Source organism: Bacillus sp. FSL E2-0195 (assembly GCF_038003645.1).
GTDB classification, from domain to species: domain Bacteria; phylum Bacillota; class Bacilli; order Bacillales; family Bacillaceae_G; genus Bacillus_A; species Bacillus_A mycoides.
Genome location: NZ_JBBOPN010000001.1, coordinates 1,371,253 through 1,386,664, shown reverse-complemented (window position 1 = coordinate 1,386,664; position 15,412 = coordinate 1,371,253). Strand labels below are relative to the sequence as shown.

General features: G+C 36.0%; 18 protein-coding genes and 2 riboswitches. Of the genes, 2 read left to right on the top strand and 16 right to left on the bottom strand.

From position 1 onward, the window contains the following. Positions 1–12: 12 nt before the first annotated feature. The 4 genes from MHH59_RS07160 to MHH59_RS07145 all read right to left on the bottom strand — a co-directional run bounded on the left by MHH59_RS07160 (position 13) and on the right by MHH59_RS07145 (position 3,410). Positions 13–717, bottom strand: a complete 705-nt coding sequence (locus tag MHH59_RS07160) for a phosphoadenylyl-sulfate reductase (protein WP_340851003.1) — start codon at positions 715–717, stop codon at positions 13–15. An 87-nt stretch (positions 718–804) separates the two neighbouring features. Then, the gene (locus MHH59_RS07155; RefSeq protein WP_000116159.1) at positions 805–948 is read right to left on the bottom strand and encodes a YezD family protein; all 144 of its coding nucleotides are present in this window, start codon (positions 946–948) and stop codon (positions 805–807) included. A 72-nt stretch (positions 949–1,020) separates the two neighbouring features. Then, positions 1,021–1,129, bottom strand: a riboswitch (SAM riboswitch). A gap of 117 nt (positions 1,130–1,246) precedes the next feature. After that, on the bottom strand, positions 1,247–2,563 hold the full coding sequence (lysA, locus tag MHH59_RS07150; protein ID WP_002126306.1) for a diaminopimelate decarboxylase: 1,317 nt from the start codon (positions 2,561–2,563) through the stop codon (positions 1,247–1,249). A gap of 180 nt (positions 2,564–2,743) precedes the next feature. Then, positions 2,744–2,925: riboswitch (Lysine riboswitch) on the bottom strand. Positions 2,926–3,014: 89 nt separating this feature from the next. Next, entirely contained in the window at positions 3,015–3,410 is a 396-nt protein-coding gene (locus MHH59_RS07145) for a DUF3888 domain-containing protein (RefSeq protein ID WP_340851002.1), read from the bottom strand. A gap of 253 nt (positions 3,411–3,663) precedes the next feature. Between MHH59_RS07145 and MHH59_RS07140 the strand changes: the two genes are divergently transcribed. Together MHH59_RS07140 and pssA are read left to right on the top strand one after the other, a co-directional pair. Further along, positions 3,664–5,550, top strand: a complete 1,887-nt coding sequence (locus MHH59_RS07140) for an LTA synthase family protein (protein WP_002086724.1) — start codon at positions 3,664–3,666, stop codon at positions 5,548–5,550. Between the two features lie 182 nt (positions 5,551–5,732). Next, the gene (gene pssA, locus MHH59_RS07135) at positions 5,733–6,434 is read left to right on the top strand and encodes a CDP-diacylglycerol--serine O-phosphatidyltransferase (RefSeq protein ID WP_002011698.1); all 702 of its coding nucleotides are present in this window, start codon (positions 5,733–5,735) and stop codon (positions 6,432–6,434) included. A gap of 32 nt (positions 6,435–6,466) precedes the next feature. On the opposite strand, the gene MHH59_RS07130 is transcribed toward pssA, so the two are convergent. The 12 genes from MHH59_RS07130 to MHH59_RS07075 form a co-directional block, all read right to left on the bottom strand. Further along, a complete protein-coding gene (locus tag MHH59_RS07130) occupies positions 6,467–7,447 on the bottom strand; it encodes a 2-hydroxyacid dehydrogenase family protein (protein ID WP_003188176.1) in 981 nt (326 codons plus the stop codon). Positions 7,448–7,582: 135 nt separating this feature from the next. Then, on the bottom strand, positions 7,583–7,747 hold the full coding sequence (locus MHH59_RS07125; protein WP_002030670.1) for a YozQ family protein: 165 nt from the start codon (positions 7,745–7,747) through the stop codon (positions 7,583–7,585). Between the two features lie 68 nt (positions 7,748–7,815). Then, positions 7,816–8,835 carry a histidinol phosphate phosphatase domain-containing protein gene (locus MHH59_RS07120; protein WP_340851001.1) on the bottom strand — a complete coding sequence of 340 codons (1,020 nt, stop codon included), beginning with the start codon at positions 8,833–8,835 and terminating at the stop codon, positions 7,816–7,818. A 12-nt stretch (positions 8,836–8,847) separates the two neighbouring features. Continuing rightward, positions 8,848–9,171, bottom strand: coding sequence for a phosphoribosyl-ATP diphosphatase (hisE, locus tag MHH59_RS07115; RefSeq protein ID WP_340851000.1), 324 nt, complete (start codon positions 9,169–9,171; stop codon positions 8,848–8,850). Between the two features lie 10 nt (positions 9,172–9,181). After that, on the bottom strand, positions 9,182–9,487 hold the full coding sequence (gene hisI / locus MHH59_RS07110; protein ID WP_016092996.1) for a phosphoribosyl-AMP cyclohydrolase: 306 nt from the start codon (positions 9,485–9,487) through the stop codon (positions 9,182–9,184). Beyond that, the gene (gene hisF, locus MHH59_RS07105; protein ID WP_002126292.1) at positions 9,484–10,242 is read right to left on the bottom strand and encodes an imidazole glycerol phosphate synthase subunit HisF; all 759 of its coding nucleotides are present in this window, start codon (positions 10,240–10,242) and stop codon (positions 9,484–9,486) included. Before hisF ends, hisI begins: the two co-directional genes overlap by 4 nt. Next, entirely contained in the window at positions 10,236–10,955 is a 720-nt protein-coding gene (gene hisA, locus MHH59_RS07100) for a 1-(5-phosphoribosyl)-5-[(5-phosphoribosylamino)methylideneamino]imidazole-4-carboxamide isomerase (protein ID WP_340850999.1), read from the bottom strand. The genes hisF and hisA overlap by 7 nt, the downstream gene beginning before the upstream one ends. After that, positions 10,928–11,557, bottom strand: a complete 630-nt coding sequence (gene hisH, locus MHH59_RS07095; RefSeq protein WP_002168816.1) for an imidazole glycerol phosphate synthase subunit HisH — start codon at positions 11,555–11,557, stop codon at positions 10,928–10,930. Before hisH ends, hisA begins: the two co-directional genes overlap by 28 nt. Next, on the bottom strand, positions 11,558–12,142 hold the full coding sequence (gene hisB, locus MHH59_RS07090; protein ID WP_002030662.1) for an imidazoleglycerol-phosphate dehydratase HisB: 585 nt from the start codon (positions 12,140–12,142) through the stop codon (positions 11,558–11,560). It lies immediately after the preceding gene. Beyond that, positions 12,142–13,431 carry a histidinol dehydrogenase gene (hisD, locus tag MHH59_RS07085; RefSeq protein ID WP_340850998.1) on the bottom strand — a complete coding sequence of 430 codons (1,290 nt, stop codon included), beginning with the start codon at positions 13,429–13,431 and terminating at the stop codon, positions 12,142–12,144. Before hisD ends, hisB begins: the two co-directional genes overlap by 1 nt. A gap of 11 nt (positions 13,432–13,442) precedes the next feature. Further along, on the bottom strand, positions 13,443–14,078 hold the full coding sequence (gene hisG, locus MHH59_RS07080; protein ID WP_033708301.1) for an ATP phosphoribosyltransferase: 636 nt from the start codon (positions 14,076–14,078) through the stop codon (positions 13,443–13,445). Continuing rightward, positions 14,054–15,316 (bottom strand): ATP phosphoribosyltransferase regulatory subunit, encoded by a 1,263-nt coding sequence (locus MHH59_RS07075; protein ID WP_002186327.1) that lies wholly within the window; start codon positions 15,314–15,316, stop codon positions 14,054–14,056. Before MHH59_RS07075 ends, hisG begins: the two co-directional genes overlap by 25 nt. Positions 15,317–15,412 lie beyond the last annotated feature (96 nt).

Genomic DNA, 15,412 nt, shown 5'->3' with positions numbered 1-15,412 from the left:
TCAAAATCTATCTCATTGAAAGTGAAGGCCACATTCCGTCTTCATTTTCCCAGCCCATCTTCCATCTCTTGAGTTGCCACCATCACCTACAGGTAATGTACATTTCTCACACCCAATACTCGGATAGCCAACATCATGCAATGGGTTATACGGCAAACTATGTTTATATACATATCGCCAAACTTCTTTCCAAGTCCAATGAATGAGTGGACAAACTTTAATAGATTGAAAACGACGATCTTGATTTATAAACTGTGTATGCTTACGCGTTTCTGATTGTTCCCTTCTTAAGCCTGATATCCACGCTTTTTCCGCTGCTAATGATTTTTTTAACGGTAAAATTTTTCTAATACTACAGCAAAGATTCGGATTACTTTCCCATAACTTCTCTCCATGAAGCTTCGCTTGTTCATCGAGTGTAAGTTCTGGCTGTTTTTCTATAATATTTAATGAAGGAAATCTCTCGCGTACCTTCTTAATTAATTCGTACGTTTCTTGAAAATGAACATTTGTATCCAAAAATACAACTTTAGCCGATGGATTTACTTGGTTTATAAGATGCAATAAAACCATTCCCTCCACCCCAAAGCTACATGCATATACAATTTCATCTTTATATTCGTTATAAGCCCAACTTAATACTGATAGCGCGCCTTTCGTTTCATCTTCTTCAGAAAATGAAACACTATTTTCTTTCCACGTTTCGTACGTCAACATGTTTTTTCCCCCTGTAAAAGCAAAAAGACGGCTTTAACCTATTAAAAATAGATTAAAACCGCCTCTAGTTTTTCTAGTCAGCGCTTTTTACTTTAAACGAACCTTTTCACTTTTTTCTAATTGAATCACTTTTCCATCTTGCACAACAATTGTAATGGAACCATATTTCATATCAGCAAGCATCGCTTGAATTTTCTCAGATACTTCATCAAAATGCTCCCGTACGCTCACGCAAACAGCCCCCCTTTTTATTCATAAAAAAAATCTTTCCCATTTCGAAAAGACTGTTCGGTAATATATTTTACCTTATCTTTCAAAATGGATTCCATTTTGCTGGATTTAGCACCTTGCTTTCTATAAGCAGGTTGCCGAGCTTCGTAGGGCCAGTTCCCTCAGCTTCTCTTGATAAGCTTTGTATTTGTATTTTATCACAATTCTGATTTTTTTCAATCCTAGTTTTCCGATATATTTAATTATTTTTATTTTTTTAAAAGGAGCTGCCTTTACTAGACAACTCCTTCTTTCTCATTCACACCAGCTCTTTAATACGTATGCGATCGTTCCCAATGATATTTTCATATGTTTCACGTTCTACGACAATTTGTGACGTCCCGCCTTTTGCAAAGACGACAGCTGGTCTACGAATACGATTATAATTATTCGCCATCGAGTACCCATATGCCCCCGTGCAAGAAATTGCTAGTAAATCAGAAGAAGCAACTTGCGGTAAGTTAATATCCCAAATCAGCATATCTCCACTTTCACAGCATTTCCCAGCAATCGAAACGAGTTCCTCATTCTCATCATTCCCTCGATTCGCCAACATCGCCTCATAACGGGCTCCGTATAGCGCTGGTCTTAAATTATCTGTCATTCCACCATCGACTGAAACATATTTCCGAATGCCAGGAATCTCTTTCACCGCTCCGACTGTATAAAGTGTTGTTCCAGCATCACCTACAATACTACGACCTGGTTCAATCCATATTTCTGGAAGCGGATATTCACATAATGTAAATTGTTCTCTTATCGTACTTGTTACAGCGTGCACATACGTTTCAAGTGTTAACGGTGTATCTGAATCCGTATAACGTATACCGAAACCTCCGCCCACATTTAATACTTTCATCACATAATGTGTTCGCTCTCTCACTTCTTCTAAAAATTGGCGGAGTACTTCAATTGCTCGAACAAATCCAGCCGTTTCAAATATTTGTGATCCGATGTGCGAGTGAATTCCTAGCACATTATAATTTGATTTTTGCAAGGCAAGCTCAATTGCTTGCATCGCTTGACCATTTGAAACACCAAATCCAAATTTCGAATCCTCTTGACCTGTTGTTATATATTCGTGTGTATGTGCCTCTACTCCAGGCGTTACACGGATTAATATGTTCACAAATTTCCCATGTTGCATTGCTAAATCATGTAAAATTTCTAATTCTAAGAAATTATCTACTACAAAACAACCGATATTCGCCTGAAGAGCCATAATCATTTCTTCTTCTGTTTTATTATTTCCGTGAAAATGAATACGCGATGCCGGAAAACCAGCTTGGAGCGCAGTATATAATTCTCCTCCAGAAACAACATCTAAAGACATATTCTCTTCACGAGCTACTCGGCACATCTCCATGCACAAGAACGCCTTGCTTGCATATGCTACTTGATAAGAGAAACCACTTTCTTTAAAAGCACGATGAAACGCGCGGCACTTTCCTCGAATAGACTCTTCATCGTATACATAAAGTGGTGTTCCGTATTGTTTTGCTAGCTGCGTCGTATCGCACCCACCAATTTCTAAGTGTCCTTGCCCATTGATTCGGCTTGTGCCGTGTAAATACATTTAAATTCCTCCCTTATTTCCTCTAAAACTCATAACCCCAATCTTCTATTCATTGCAGCACGCTTTTAGATAGACAAAAAACGCGCGGAACAATGTTCACACGCGTTTCTTATTAGGAAAAATATATATTGAAAAAATAAACGAGTTGTTATCTCCTCAAAATAAGAAACCGCATCAACATCTCCAAATAGCTCTTCATAAAATAAATCTTATGACAGTACTACATTTATTCAATGCAGTCCCAATATATGAATAAGATGGTTATTCTTATATTTCGGCAATAGTCCCTTTCAACCTATGATCACAGATTCCATTAAATCTCCCATAGCTTACTCTTTCCTATCGCGGCCTCTACCTTTGAGAGTAGATGAGGTAAGTCTATTTAATTTTCAAACATCTAATTGTTGCTATTAACAATACCAAAGGACCATTTTATTTGTCAAACAATTTTTTATATTGTTTTTTTACAGTTTAATTTTGTATCATTTGGTAAGCGCTTTACTGAAACCTTTGTCACTTCCCATTCGCCCTCTTCGTTATTAAATGTAATCGTTACCTTCTCAAATGGTGGAACAATTTTCCCACCAACCTGTTCATACTTCGTTACTTCAATACTCGCTTGAAATAAATATGTACCACTATACACTTTTTTTAAACTAATAATTTTAGGACATTGATAAGGCTTCAAGCTCCCATATTGTTTTGCAATTGCCTTATTTATTTTTGGAAATAAAACAGAATAAAGGGCATCTTCCATAAGGGGTGCATCATATTGTGCTACCGACACACTCGGTGAAGCAAAAAGTATAACACTACTGCATACTATAAAATATAATAATTTTCGCATTATAACCTCCGTTTTATTACTCGATTCTTTTTGCGCACGATAATTATCATACATAGAAACTCCGTTTTATTGTCTCCCACTGCCCTTTTTCTACTCAATTATTATAAAAAAGCCCACAACTCTCTTTTATTTTCGTATAATGATACTCATAGTATAATAAACATAATAACAAAGGACTGTTCGTATATATAAAATGAGGCGCTAATCAAACCGGCTCACAAGAACCGTCATGCTTTTAGGAGAGGAGTATATTATGCTACAAAATCTGTTTCCAAAACTGCGATTTGCACTAGTTGCAGTCGTTTTATTATGGATAAAAACATATATTGTGTACAAGCTAGCATTTGATATTAGAATTGATAACTTCTTTGAAGAGTTTATGCTTTTTATTAACCCACTAGCTTCGTTACTTTTATTTTTTGGTTTCGCTTTACTTGCATCTAAGTACCGAAACCGAATTATTATTGTAATTAGTTTTATACTGTCATTTATTTTATTTGGAAATGCAATGTTTTACGGGTTCTATAACGATTTTGTTACTTTCCCTGTTTTATTCCAAACAAATAATATGGCTGACTTAGGGACGAGTATAAAAGAACTCTTTACGTATAAAACATTACTTTTATTTGCAGACGCAATTATTTTAATGTTTATTTCGCGTAAATTCCCATCATTTGGTGATAAAACACCCCTTTCTCGCTCTGAGAAGCGAACTTTCTTTAGCGGTGTAACAGTATTATTAGCACTACAAATTGTTGTTTCAGTTATATATAAACCACAAATGTTCTCACGCTCATTTGATCGTCAAACTGTCGTGAAAAATTTAGGGTTATACACATATCATCTATTTGATATTACACTTCAATCTAAGTCTTCAGCTGAGCGTGTATTTGCAAGTGGAGACGGGTTCTCTGAAATTAAAAACTATACAGACTCAAAAGATAAACAAGTTGATAAAAACTTATTTGGAGCTGCAAAGGGTAAAAATGTAATTTTAATTTCAATGGAATCTACACAAAGTTTTGTTATTAATAAAAAAATAAATGGAAAAGAGATTACTCCATTTTTAAATGAGTTTATTAAAGATAGTTTTTATTTCGATAACTTCTATCATCAAACGGGACAAGGTAAAACTTCTGATGCTGAATTTATCGTTGAAAATTCCCTTTATCCGTTAGACCGTGGTTCTGTATTCTTTACTCATGCAACAAATGAATACACTGCCACACCAGAACAATTAAAGAAATACGGATATTCTTCTGCTGTCTTCCATTCAAACGATAAAACGTTTTGGAATCGTGACGTAATGTATCCTGCGCTTGGATATGATCGTTACTTTAATTTAAATGATTACGTAGGAACGGAACAAATGTCTGTCGGTTGGGGATTAAAAGATAAAGAGTTCTTTGAGCAATCTATTCCAAAGTTAAAATCTTTACCACAACCGTTCTATACAAAATTTATTACGTTAACAAACCATTTTCCATTTCTTCTAAATCCAGAAGATCAATATGTTGATGAATTTAATTCCGAAAGTGGTGTTTTAAATCGCTACTTCCCAACCGTTCGTTACACGGATGAAGCTCTTAAATTATTTATTAAACAATTGAAAGACGAAGGACTATATGATAATTCCGTTATTGTCATTTATGGTGATCATTACGGCATTTCTGAAAACCATAATGCAGCTATGGCTCAGTTCCTTGGGAAAGACGCTATTACACCGTTTGATTCTATGCAATTACAACGCGTCCCTCTCATTATTCATGTGCCTGGCCAAGAAGGAAAAGTCATCTCTAAAGTATCTGGTCAAATTGATATTAAACCAACGTTACTTCATTTACTTGGTATTAAAACAAATCAATCCGTAGAATTTGGAACAGACTTATTTACGAAAGAAAAAGACCCTCTTATGGTAATGCGGGACGGCAGTTTTGTTTCGGAAGATTATGTTTATACAAAAAATATGTGCTATAAAAGAAGCACAGGTGAAGAAGCTGATTTAACACTATGTCAGCCTTATATTGAAAAAGCAAAAACAGAATTAAAATTATCCGACAAACTCATTTATGGAGATTTATTAAGATTTGATCCTAACAATCGATATAAAACCGGAACGATGACAACGAAATTTGAATAGTGTAGGAAGCAACTTCACAAAAGTTGCTTCCTTTTTTTACTTATTTTTCAAATTTCTCTTCTATACAATCTTTCACAAATTGGGAATTTTTTTCGTATGAGAAAGAAATTTATGGTATGATAAAATAAGTAAACTTTCATACACTAATTAAGAATTTATAACAGAAAGCAAGGGATCAGATTTTGTATAGAGCAGCTATTCCAAACTTATTTACGCTCGGGAATTTATATAGCGGATTTTTGTCAATCGGCTATGCATCTTTAGGATATTATAAATCAGCTGCTATTTTAGTACTGATCGGGATGATGTTAGATAGTCTTGATGGTCGTGTCGCTCGTTTATTACGCGTTGATTCACAAATGGGAAAAGAGCTTGATTCACTCGCGGATGTTGTAACATTTGGCGCAGCACCTGCTGTTTTAATGTATTACACATCTTTTTCCAACTACGGAATCATTGGACTATACATAGCGGGATTATTCCCTCTGTTCGGAGCATATCGCTTAGCACGATTTAATGTAACACCATCTTCTACTTCTATGAAATATTTCACTGGAGTTCCGATTACCGCAGCAGGAGGGCTTGTTGCTTTCTTAACATTATTTTCACATACCATTCCAAAAATCGTTCTCATTACCGTATTTGTAACGTTCGCATTTTTAATGGTGAGCCGTGTTCGTATCCCAAGTTTAAAAGATGTACCAATTCCACGATATAGCATAATTATTACACTATTTTTAGTTGGAATTATTATCACAATGTACCAAACAAGTTTTGGCAACATTTCTGTTTTCTTATTCATTGCTATTCCACTATACATTTTGTATATGTTATCTCAATTTATTAGACAAAGACCTTCTAAAAAAGCGAATAAAGAAAAATAAAAAAACCTTCCGTATTTCGGAAGGTTTCTTTTTTATTTTGTAACTAATACTTTTTGATTTACAGGTGTTACAGGTTCTTCACCATTTAATACAGCTAAAATATTTCTTACTGCCATTTCAGCCATTGCATCACGTGTTTCGAATGTTGCATTTCCTACGTGAGGAGCAAGCACCACATTCTTTAATCCTTTTAGCTCTTCTGTAATTTTCGGTTCAAATTCAAACACGTCAAGAGCTGCACCTTCAATTTCATTTGTTTTTAGTGCATGAGCAAGTGCAAATTCATGCATAATTGGTCCACGTGAAGCATTTACAATATATGCTGTTTTCTTCATCATTTTAAACTGTTCTTCATCAATCATATGATGTAATTTCGGATTATAAGCACAGTTAATTGTAATAAAGTCCGCTGTTTGTAATAATTCTTCTAACGTTACGTATGTTGCTTCCAGTTCACTTTCAGCTTCAGGCTTTCGATTTGGTCCTGTATATAAAACATTCATTCCAAATGCTCTCGCACGCTTTGCAACTGCCTTCCCAATTTCTCCGAGGCCAATGATTCCAATTGTCTTACCGTGCACTTCACGACCCAAGAAAAATAATGGTGCCCAGCCGTTAAATCCAGTTGTACGACATAAGGTATCCCCTTCAGGAATTCTACGTGCCGCTGCTAAAAGCAGTGCAAACGTTAATTCTGCTGTTGCCTCTGTAGATACTTTCGGCGTATTTGTAACAGCAATACCCTTTTCTCCAGCATATGTGTAATCAATATTATCGTAACCAGCACCATAATTTGCGATAATTTTCAAGTTTGGTGCTGCGTCAATAACCTCTTTCGATACCTTCGTAGAAAGTAAGCTTAAAAGTGCATCTTTATCTTTTACACGTTCTGCTAACTCTTCTACACTAATTAATTCTTCTTTATTATACATTTCTACATCATGATTTTTCAATAATTCTAATCCGATTTCTGGAATTTTCCCTGCTACTAATATTTTCGCCACTACTAACACCTCTTCTATACAAAATATGATATCTCTTATATTTCATTGTAAGAAATCTACATATAAAAACCAAGGAATTTGATTATAGTTTTGAAAATCGACACTTCTCCATAAAAAAAGAGGAGATGCAACTCTCCCCTCTTTTTACGCTTTTTCTTGCGATTCTTTCCCAAGCTTCGCATCGATTGTTCCTTCTGCAACTGTATCGCTAATTTGTTCCTCAATAACTGAGTTAGCAGTATTATTTGTTTCAGAAGTATAGGCTTGATCTGCCGCTTGTACGTTTTGTTTATTTTGTTGTTTCGCCATTTTTCATCCTCCTTTTCATTCTTTCTTATTTTGAACAAAAAGGGTGATTTTCATCAAAAAATCGTGTTTCATTTTGAAATTATTCCTTCTTCTTCAAGCAATCTCATCGTTCTTACTCGTTTCGTAAATGTAGCTATGTGAGAAATATCATGATTGCGTAATGTCTTTATATTCTCTTCCACATACTTTCCTAAATCATTCGGATAATGGGCATCTGAGGATAGAGTAATCGGAACTCCATGTTTAGCTAATACTTGTAAATAAAGCGGACTTGGGCACATTTCGCGCACAGGATATCGATAGTACAATCCCGCATTTATTTCTGTTGCTGTATTTGTTTCCACTAACGCACGAGCAATTTCCTTATAATAAGAAAGCTGTTCATTCTCATTCAATCGATAATTAAATACTTTTATGTTATCGAGGTGAGCTATAATATCAAAAAGCTCGGAACGAACAGCACTTTCAACTGTAGCGAAAAACGTGTGATATAAAGTATGTAACTCATGCGTACCAAAATACTCTTTCGTATCTGGATTATCAAATCCCCATCCATCTATAAAATGGACCGAACCGATTACATAATCCAAGTCTCCTAATGCTAGTAAACCTTTTAACTCTTGTTCACCCCCGATAAAATAATCCGCTTCAATTCCAAGTTTGAGCGTTATCCCTCGTTTACTCCATCGCTCTTTTGCCTCTTCAATCGCCTTTGTAAAATCATAAATAGACGTTACTCTTACTTGATCTAACCATTCTTTTTGCAGGCGACCAAGCTTAGAATCACTAATATCTACATGCTTTTCATAATATCCTTTCGCTTCATGAAAACGATATAAATGATCGACAATACCAACTTCTTTTATACATTTTCGCACAGCTTCTTCTAAATATAAATCAATCCATTTCGCTGTAAATGGACCTTCCTTCACACGTCTTTGCAGGCGTTCTTGTGTTTTCATAAGCCATTCCATAGAATGTTTTTCTTCTTTAAGCGGTTCAAAATATTGTAGCGCATCATTTATTTTAGCTAGCCACCCTATTGAATATGGCCCTTCTTCTAAATGAATGTGATAGTCCACTTTCATCCATATTCCCCCTTATAATGTATCTATTTCTCTTCTGTCCCCTACTCGCGAAAGCTTTCCATTTCTTTCTTTCACTTCTTGCATGACATCTTCTAATGGAATATTTTTTTCGGCTAATAGAACAAAACAGTGATAGAACACATCAACCATTTCTTTTACTATTTCTTCTTTATCATTATTTTTAGACGCAATAATTACTTCGGTGCACTCCTCACCAATTTTCTTTAAAATTTTATCTTCACCTTTTGCAAATAAATAATTCGTATATGATTCAGCGAGTGGATTTTTCTTTCGTTCTTCAATTGTTTCAAATAATAACTTAAGGATATCTTCCATATGTATCCCCCTATATAATTTTGTAGTGAAAACACGTTTTTTCTCCCGTATGGCAAGCAGGCCCTACTTGCTTTACGACAACAACGATTGCATCTTGATCACAGTCTAAATAAAGTGATTGCACATATTGGATATTTCCCGATGTACCTCCTTTATTCCATAACGATTGTCTCGAACGGGAATAAAACCATGTTCTTTTCGTTTCCAGCGTCTTGTCATACGCTTCTTCATTCATATAAGCTAACATTAAAACTTCTTTCGTATCTTCCTCGATAACAACAGCTGGTATCAATCCTTTTGCAAAATTAGGTTTCATAACCGCACCTCAACGTTTGCTTCTCTTAATTTTCTCTTTACATCTTGTACAGTCGCTTCACCATAATGAAAGATTGATGCCGCTAATGCTGCATCAACTGTTGTCTTTTGAAATACTTCTATAATGTGATCCACATGACCACATCCACCTGATGCGATTACTGGAACAGAAACGCTGTTTGAAATTGCTCCAGTTAAACGAAGATCATATCCGTTTTTCGTTCCATCTGCATCCATACTCGTCAACAAAATTTCTCCTGCTCCGAGCTGGGCAACGCGTCTCGCCCATTCGATTGCATCCATTCCCGTATTAAGTCTTCCGCCATTTACGTATACATTCCATTTATCTTCTGCTACTTTTCTAGCATCGATTGCTACGACAATACATTGTGAGCCAAAATGTTCCGCACCTTCCTGGATTAACTTCGGATTTCTCACTGCCGCTGAGTTTATTGAAACTTTATCTGCTCCAGCTCTTAGTAAATTGTACATATCTTTAACACTTGAAATCCCCCCGCCAACTGTAAGAGGAATAAACACCTTTGAGGCTGTTTGTTCTACAACATCTATAATCGTTTTTCGCCCTTCATGCGTCGCAGTAATGTCTAAAAATACGATTTCATCTGCTCCCGCATCATTATATAATGCGGCTATTTCAACAGGATTACCGACGTCTTGTAACCCTATAAAATTCACACCCTTTACTACCCGCCCTTCTTTCACATCTAGACATGGAATAATTCGTTTTGCTAACATAGTTTTGTTACCTGTAACACTTTTTCTAAATCAATCGTTTTCTCGTAAAGTGCCTTCCCAATAATGACGCCATATATGTTCATATCATTTAATCTTTTCACATCTTGAATAGATGCGACACCTCCAGATGCAATCACACGAATACCCACGCTTTTTTGCAGTAACTCTAATTGCTCAAAATTAGGTCCTGCAAGTGTCCCATCTTTTGAAATGTCCGTAAACACAATCGTTTGAACACCTACACTTTCCATTTGCTTCGCTAAATCGATGTACGAAATTTCAGACACATCTAACCAGCCCCTCGTTGCTACGAAACCATTTTTCGCATCAATTCCAACTATGATTTGCTCCTTATATAGACGAACCGCTTCTTCTAAAAATGATTTATCGTAAAGGGCAGCCGTTCCTAATATCACTTTTTCTACACCTACTGACAACAACTTCTCCACTGCCGCGAGTGACCGAACTCCTCCTCCAATTTGCACTGGAATACGTACCACCTTGCATATTTTTTCAATGACAGGTAAATTTACTGACTCCCCAACAATTGCTCCATCTAAATCAACAACGTGTAGTATTTTCGCTCCAAGTTTTTCAAATATGATTGCTTGTGCGACTGGATCTTCATTCATCACCGTTTCTTTACTAAACTCTCCTTGATAAAGCCTGACGCATCGTCCTTCTTTTACATCGATAGCTGGGAAGATTTCCATGCTTCTACCACCCCTTTGAAATTTTTTAACATTCGCATCCCAATTTCCCCACTTTTTTCAGGATGAAACTGTGCGCCAAATATATTTCCTTTTGCTACAAAACCAGGTACTTTCACTCCATATTCACTTGCCCCATACACAATTTCATTCGGACAATCTGCATAATAAGAGTGGACATAATATACGAAAGAACCGTCCTCTACTCCATTCCAAAGCGATATTTCTCCTTCTTTTTTTAATTCATTCCACCCCATATGTGGAATTTTATAAGGAACTTTTAACTTTCGAATAACACCTGGCAATAAATTTAATCCGTTACAATTTTGTAGTTCCTCACTTTTCTCAAATAAAAGCTGCATTCCTAAGCAAATACCCAGAAGCGGTTTTCCTAAGCTCCCAACTTCTTTTAGCACACATACTAAATCTTTTTCTTCTAAAACGCCCATCGCTTTCGGAAATGTGCCTACTCCTGGTAAAATAACTCCATCACTTCTCAATATTTCTTTTTTATCATCCGTTATGATGTACTCTGTTCCAATATATTTTAATGCTTGTTCCACACTACGAATATTTCCCATTCCATAATCTATAATTGCAATCAATTACAACATCCCTTTCGTTGAATTTACACCATTAATATTGGCATTTTTATCGACTGCCTCTCTAAGCGCTCGACCGAACGCTTTAAATAAAGCTTCAATTTTGTGATGTGTATTGCTTCCGTATAAAATGCGAGCATGTAACGTAATATTTGCAGCATGAGCAACTGCTCTAAAAAATTCTTCCGTTAATTCTGTGTCAAAATCCCCTAGCTTCGGATTTGTTAATTCACCTTGAAATACAATATATGAGCGCCCGCTTATATCAATCGCGACAAATCCTAAAGATTCATCCATCGGTACATACGCTGAGCCGTAACGGTTAATCCCCTCTTTATTTTGCAATGATTCTTTCAAGCAAGTTCCGAGTACAATTCCAACATCTTCAACCGTATGATGAGCATCAACGAATACATCACCTTCAGCTTCAATTTGCAAACCAAATCTTCCGTGTCTAGCAAATAAAGTTAGCATATGATCAAAAAATCCAACTCCCGTTTGCACAGAAACATTCGTACTTTCATCAAGTTGCAAACTTAATTTAATTTTTGTTTCCGTCGTCTCACGTACTTGACTAGACTCGCGCATTATTCTTCCTCCTTAAACCTAATTTGGATTGCTCTTGCGTGTGCATGTAAACCTTCTTTATTTGCAAGTTCTACAATATGATGCTGTACACTTCTTAACGCTTCTTCCGTATACGAAACGAAGCTTGATTTTTTTACGAAATCATCGACGGATAACGGAGAAAAAAATCTTGCCGTTCCACTTGTCGGTAATACGTGATTCGGCCCCGCCAAATAATCTCCGAGCGGTTCAGGTGCATATGGGCCAAGAAAAATTGATCCAGCATGCTTTACATAAGCTAGAGCATTCATTGGCTCTTTTATGTGTAACTCTAAATGTTCTGGAGCAATTTCATTTGATAATTGAAATGCCTCTCCTAAAGAAGGAACAATAAAAATCGCTCCATTTCTTTTTATTGACTCACGAGCTATTTCACTTCTTGGTAACGTCTCTAGCTGTCTTTCTATTTCTCTTTCTACTTCTTTAGCAAGGTGTACATTCGTTGTAATACAAATAGCAGTCGCTCTTTCATCATGCTCTGCTTGTGATAATAAATCAGCAGCAATATATTCGGCATTTCCTGTTTCATCTGCGATAACTACAATTTCTGATGGTCCAGCAATCATATCGATATTGACTACCCCATATACTTCTCGCTTCGCTAGAGCAACATACAAATTTCCAGGTCCAACTATTTTATCTACTTTAGGAATCGATTCCGTTCCATATGCTAGAGCAGCAATTGCTTGAGCACCACCGGCCATATAAATTTCATCTACACCTGCAAGACTTGCAGCAGCTAAAATATGCGGATCAATTCCTCCTTGCCTCGGCGGTGTTACCATTACAATTTTTTTCACTCCTGCGAGTTTTGCTGGCAATACATTCATTAATACTGATGAAGGATACGAAGCAGTTCCGCCTGGCACATATACACCTACATTTTCTAACGGCTGAATGAGCTGTCCTCTAATTACCCCTTCACTCACGCAATCGAACATCGATTGTCTTTTTTGCTTTTCATGATACGAGACAATGTTTTTCTTTGCCTCTTCTAACGCTTCTAAAAAAGCTTGTTCTACAAACTTACTTGCTTGTTTTATTTCTTCTTCACTTACACGAAAATTTTTGATTTCTACACCATCAAACTTTTTTGTATAGAACGATAACGCCTCATCTTTACTCTCCCTTACGTTTTGAACAATTTCGCTTACACTTCTTTGAACAGTTTCTTCTATTATATGAGCGCTTTCTCGTAGCAATTTTATTTTCGATAAAGCCTCTTGGAAATCTTCAAAAACTATCTCCATTTAAAGTCCCCCTATTTCCCTGACAAAATTTCTTGTTCCATCATATTTATAATGCAGAATATTTCGTCTTTTTTAGTTTTCAATGCAGCCTTATTCACAATCATTCGAGCTGATATAGAGCACATTTCCTCAAATACAATTAACCCGTTTTCTTGTAATGTTTTTCCTGTTTCAACAATATCAACAATTGCATCTGCCAAACCTAGAAGTGGAGCAATCTCTACAGATCCTTCTATTTTAATAATTTCTACATCCTCCCCTTTATCATGAAAATATGTAGAAGTAATGTGCGGATATTTCGTAGCAATTCGTTTTTTTCGATAACTCTTCGGATTATACGTAGGAATAGAAGCGACACAAAATTTACACACGCCCACTCCTAAATCGACCATCTCATATATATCTTTCTCAAATTCCATTAATATATCTTTTCCAACGACTCCAATATCAGCTACGCCATGTTCTACATAAGTAGCAACATCTACCGCTTTCACTAAAATAAATGAAATGTTTGTGTTTTTACTTTTAAACACAAGTTTTCTTCCTTTATCTTTGAGCTCCGAACAATCAATTCCAATTTTTTCAAACAGTGGAATAACATGCTTTTCTAATCTTCCTTTCGTTAACGCAATTTGAATGTTACGCATGAAGCCTCCCCTTCTTTCTGGATGATCCATTTCTCTCTCCATACATATTCCACTAGTGACTCACTCTTCGCCTCAACGACTGTCATTATTTTATTCTTGTTTGCAAATTGAAAAGTATCGTTTAAATTAGAGAATAAAGATAACTGGGCATTCTTCCCGTCCTTTTGAAGTAAATTTCGTAACCTTTCCGCTTCTGCTAATCTATTTAACTCATAATGAATCATAATATCTATTCTCTTTCGTTTATATGGTTCTTGCTGCTCTTGAAGTGCCTTAACTATTTGATTTACTTGCACCGCGAGCCCAACCGCTGGCGTCATCTCTCCAAAATTTCCAATTAACTCATCATATCTTCCGCCACTAACAATCTCTTCTCCAATTTCATATATATACCCTTTGAAAATAACACCCGTATAATAATCCAAATGTTGAACCATACCTAAATCAATTGATATGTAAGAGCCATATCCTAACTGTTCAATTGTTTCATATATTTCTTTCACTCTCGCAATGGCCATTTTCATTTCATTACTTGAGGCGAGTTTTTCTGCTTCCTCAACAACATCTAAACTCCCGAATAACCTTGGTAGTTTCTCAAGTAACCTTACTGTTTCATCACACCGATTTAATTTCTTTTCTTCTATAAAGTGTGAGAGTCCGGCATAATTTTTACTTTCAATATACGTTCTAAGTAACTTCTCTTCTTCATCATTAATGGGGAGCTTTTTTACGATACATTTATATAACTGCACTTGCCCAATCTCAATTGTGAAAGATTGCACCTTTAATTTTTGAAGTGCTTGAATTACGCTTATCACACATTCAATTTCAGCCCTTACATTTTCAATCCCGATAATTTCAATACCACTTTGTACTATTTCATTATATTTCCCAGTAAGGGACTCATTCGCCCGAAATACATTCCCGCTATAAGTTACTTTAAGAGGAATATCCCCTCTCTGTGTTCCAATTACTCTTGCTAAAGGAATTGTCATATCTGGGCGTAAAACGATAATCCGTCCTTTTTCATCGAAAAATTTATACATCTTTTCTTCATCTATCGGCCTGTTTTGAAATGCAAAAACATCATAAAATTCAATTGTAGGTGTCCTTATTTCTTCATAACCTCTCTCTAAAAAGGTCCGTCTTAATTTTTGTTCCACTTCTTCAATTAACGTACATTCTTCGAATAAGTAATCTCTCGTTCCATTCGGATTTGCCCGTTTCCACTTTGTCATCTGAATTCACACACCCTTCCCTCTTTAATTTATGCCCATTCCATCCACCCAAACCGAAAATAAAAAGAGCCTTGTAGACAAAATACCTACAAGGCT

What these genes read in the sequence shown, in the direction of transcription:
- MHH59_RS07160 (WP_340851003.1), bottom strand. Translation starts at nt 717, where the DNA reads ATGTTGACGTACGAAACGTGGAAAGAAAATAGTGTTTCATTTTCTGAA.
- lysA (WP_002126306.1), bottom strand. Translation starts at nt 2,563, where the DNA reads ATGTATTTACACGGCACAAGCCGAATCAATGGGCAAGGACACTTAGAA.
- MHH59_RS07145 (WP_340851002.1), bottom strand. Translation starts at nt 3,410, where the DNA reads ATGCGAAAATTATTATATTTTATAGTATGCAGTAGTGTTATACTTTTT.
- MHH59_RS07140 (WP_002086724.1), top strand. Translation starts at nt 3,664, where the DNA reads ATGCTACAAAATCTGTTTCCAAAACTGCGATTTGCACTAGTTGCAGTC.
- MHH59_RS07125 (WP_002030670.1), bottom strand. Translation starts at nt 7,747, where the DNA reads ATGGCGAAACAACAAAATAAACAAAACGTACAAGCGGCAGATCAAGCC.
- MHH59_RS07120 (WP_340851001.1), bottom strand. Translation starts at nt 8,835, where the DNA reads ATGAAAGTGGACTATCACATTCATTTAGAAGAAGGGCCATATTCAATA.
- hisE (WP_340851000.1), bottom strand. Translation starts at nt 9,171, where the DNA reads ATGGAAGATATCCTTAAGTTATTATTTGAAACAATTGAAGAACGAAAG.
- hisI (WP_016092996.1), bottom strand. Translation starts at nt 9,487, where the DNA reads ATGAAACCTAATTTTGCAAAAGGATTGATACCAGCTGTTGTTATCGAG.
- hisF (WP_002126292.1), bottom strand. Translation starts at nt 10,242, where the DNA reads ATGTTAGCAAAACGAATTATTCCATGTCTAGATGTGAAAGAAGGGCGG.
- hisA (WP_340850999.1), bottom strand. Translation starts at nt 10,955, where the DNA reads ATGGAAATCTTCCCAGCTATCGATGTAAAAGAAGGACGATGCGTCAGG.
- hisB (WP_002030662.1), bottom strand. Translation starts at nt 12,142, where the DNA reads ATGCGCGAGTCTAGTCAAGTACGTGAGACGACGGAAACAAAAATTAAA.
- hisD (WP_340850998.1), bottom strand. Translation starts at nt 13,431, where the DNA reads ATGGAGATAGTTTTTGAAGATTTCCAAGAGGCTTTATCGAAAATAAAA.
- hisG (WP_033708301.1), bottom strand. Translation starts at nt 14,078, where the DNA reads ATGCGTAACATTCAAATTGCGTTAACGAAAGGAAGATTAGAAAAGCAT.
- MHH59_RS07075 (WP_002186327.1), bottom strand. Translation starts at nt 15,316, where the DNA reads ATGACAAAGTGGAAACGGGCAAATCCGAATGGAACGAGAGATTACTTA.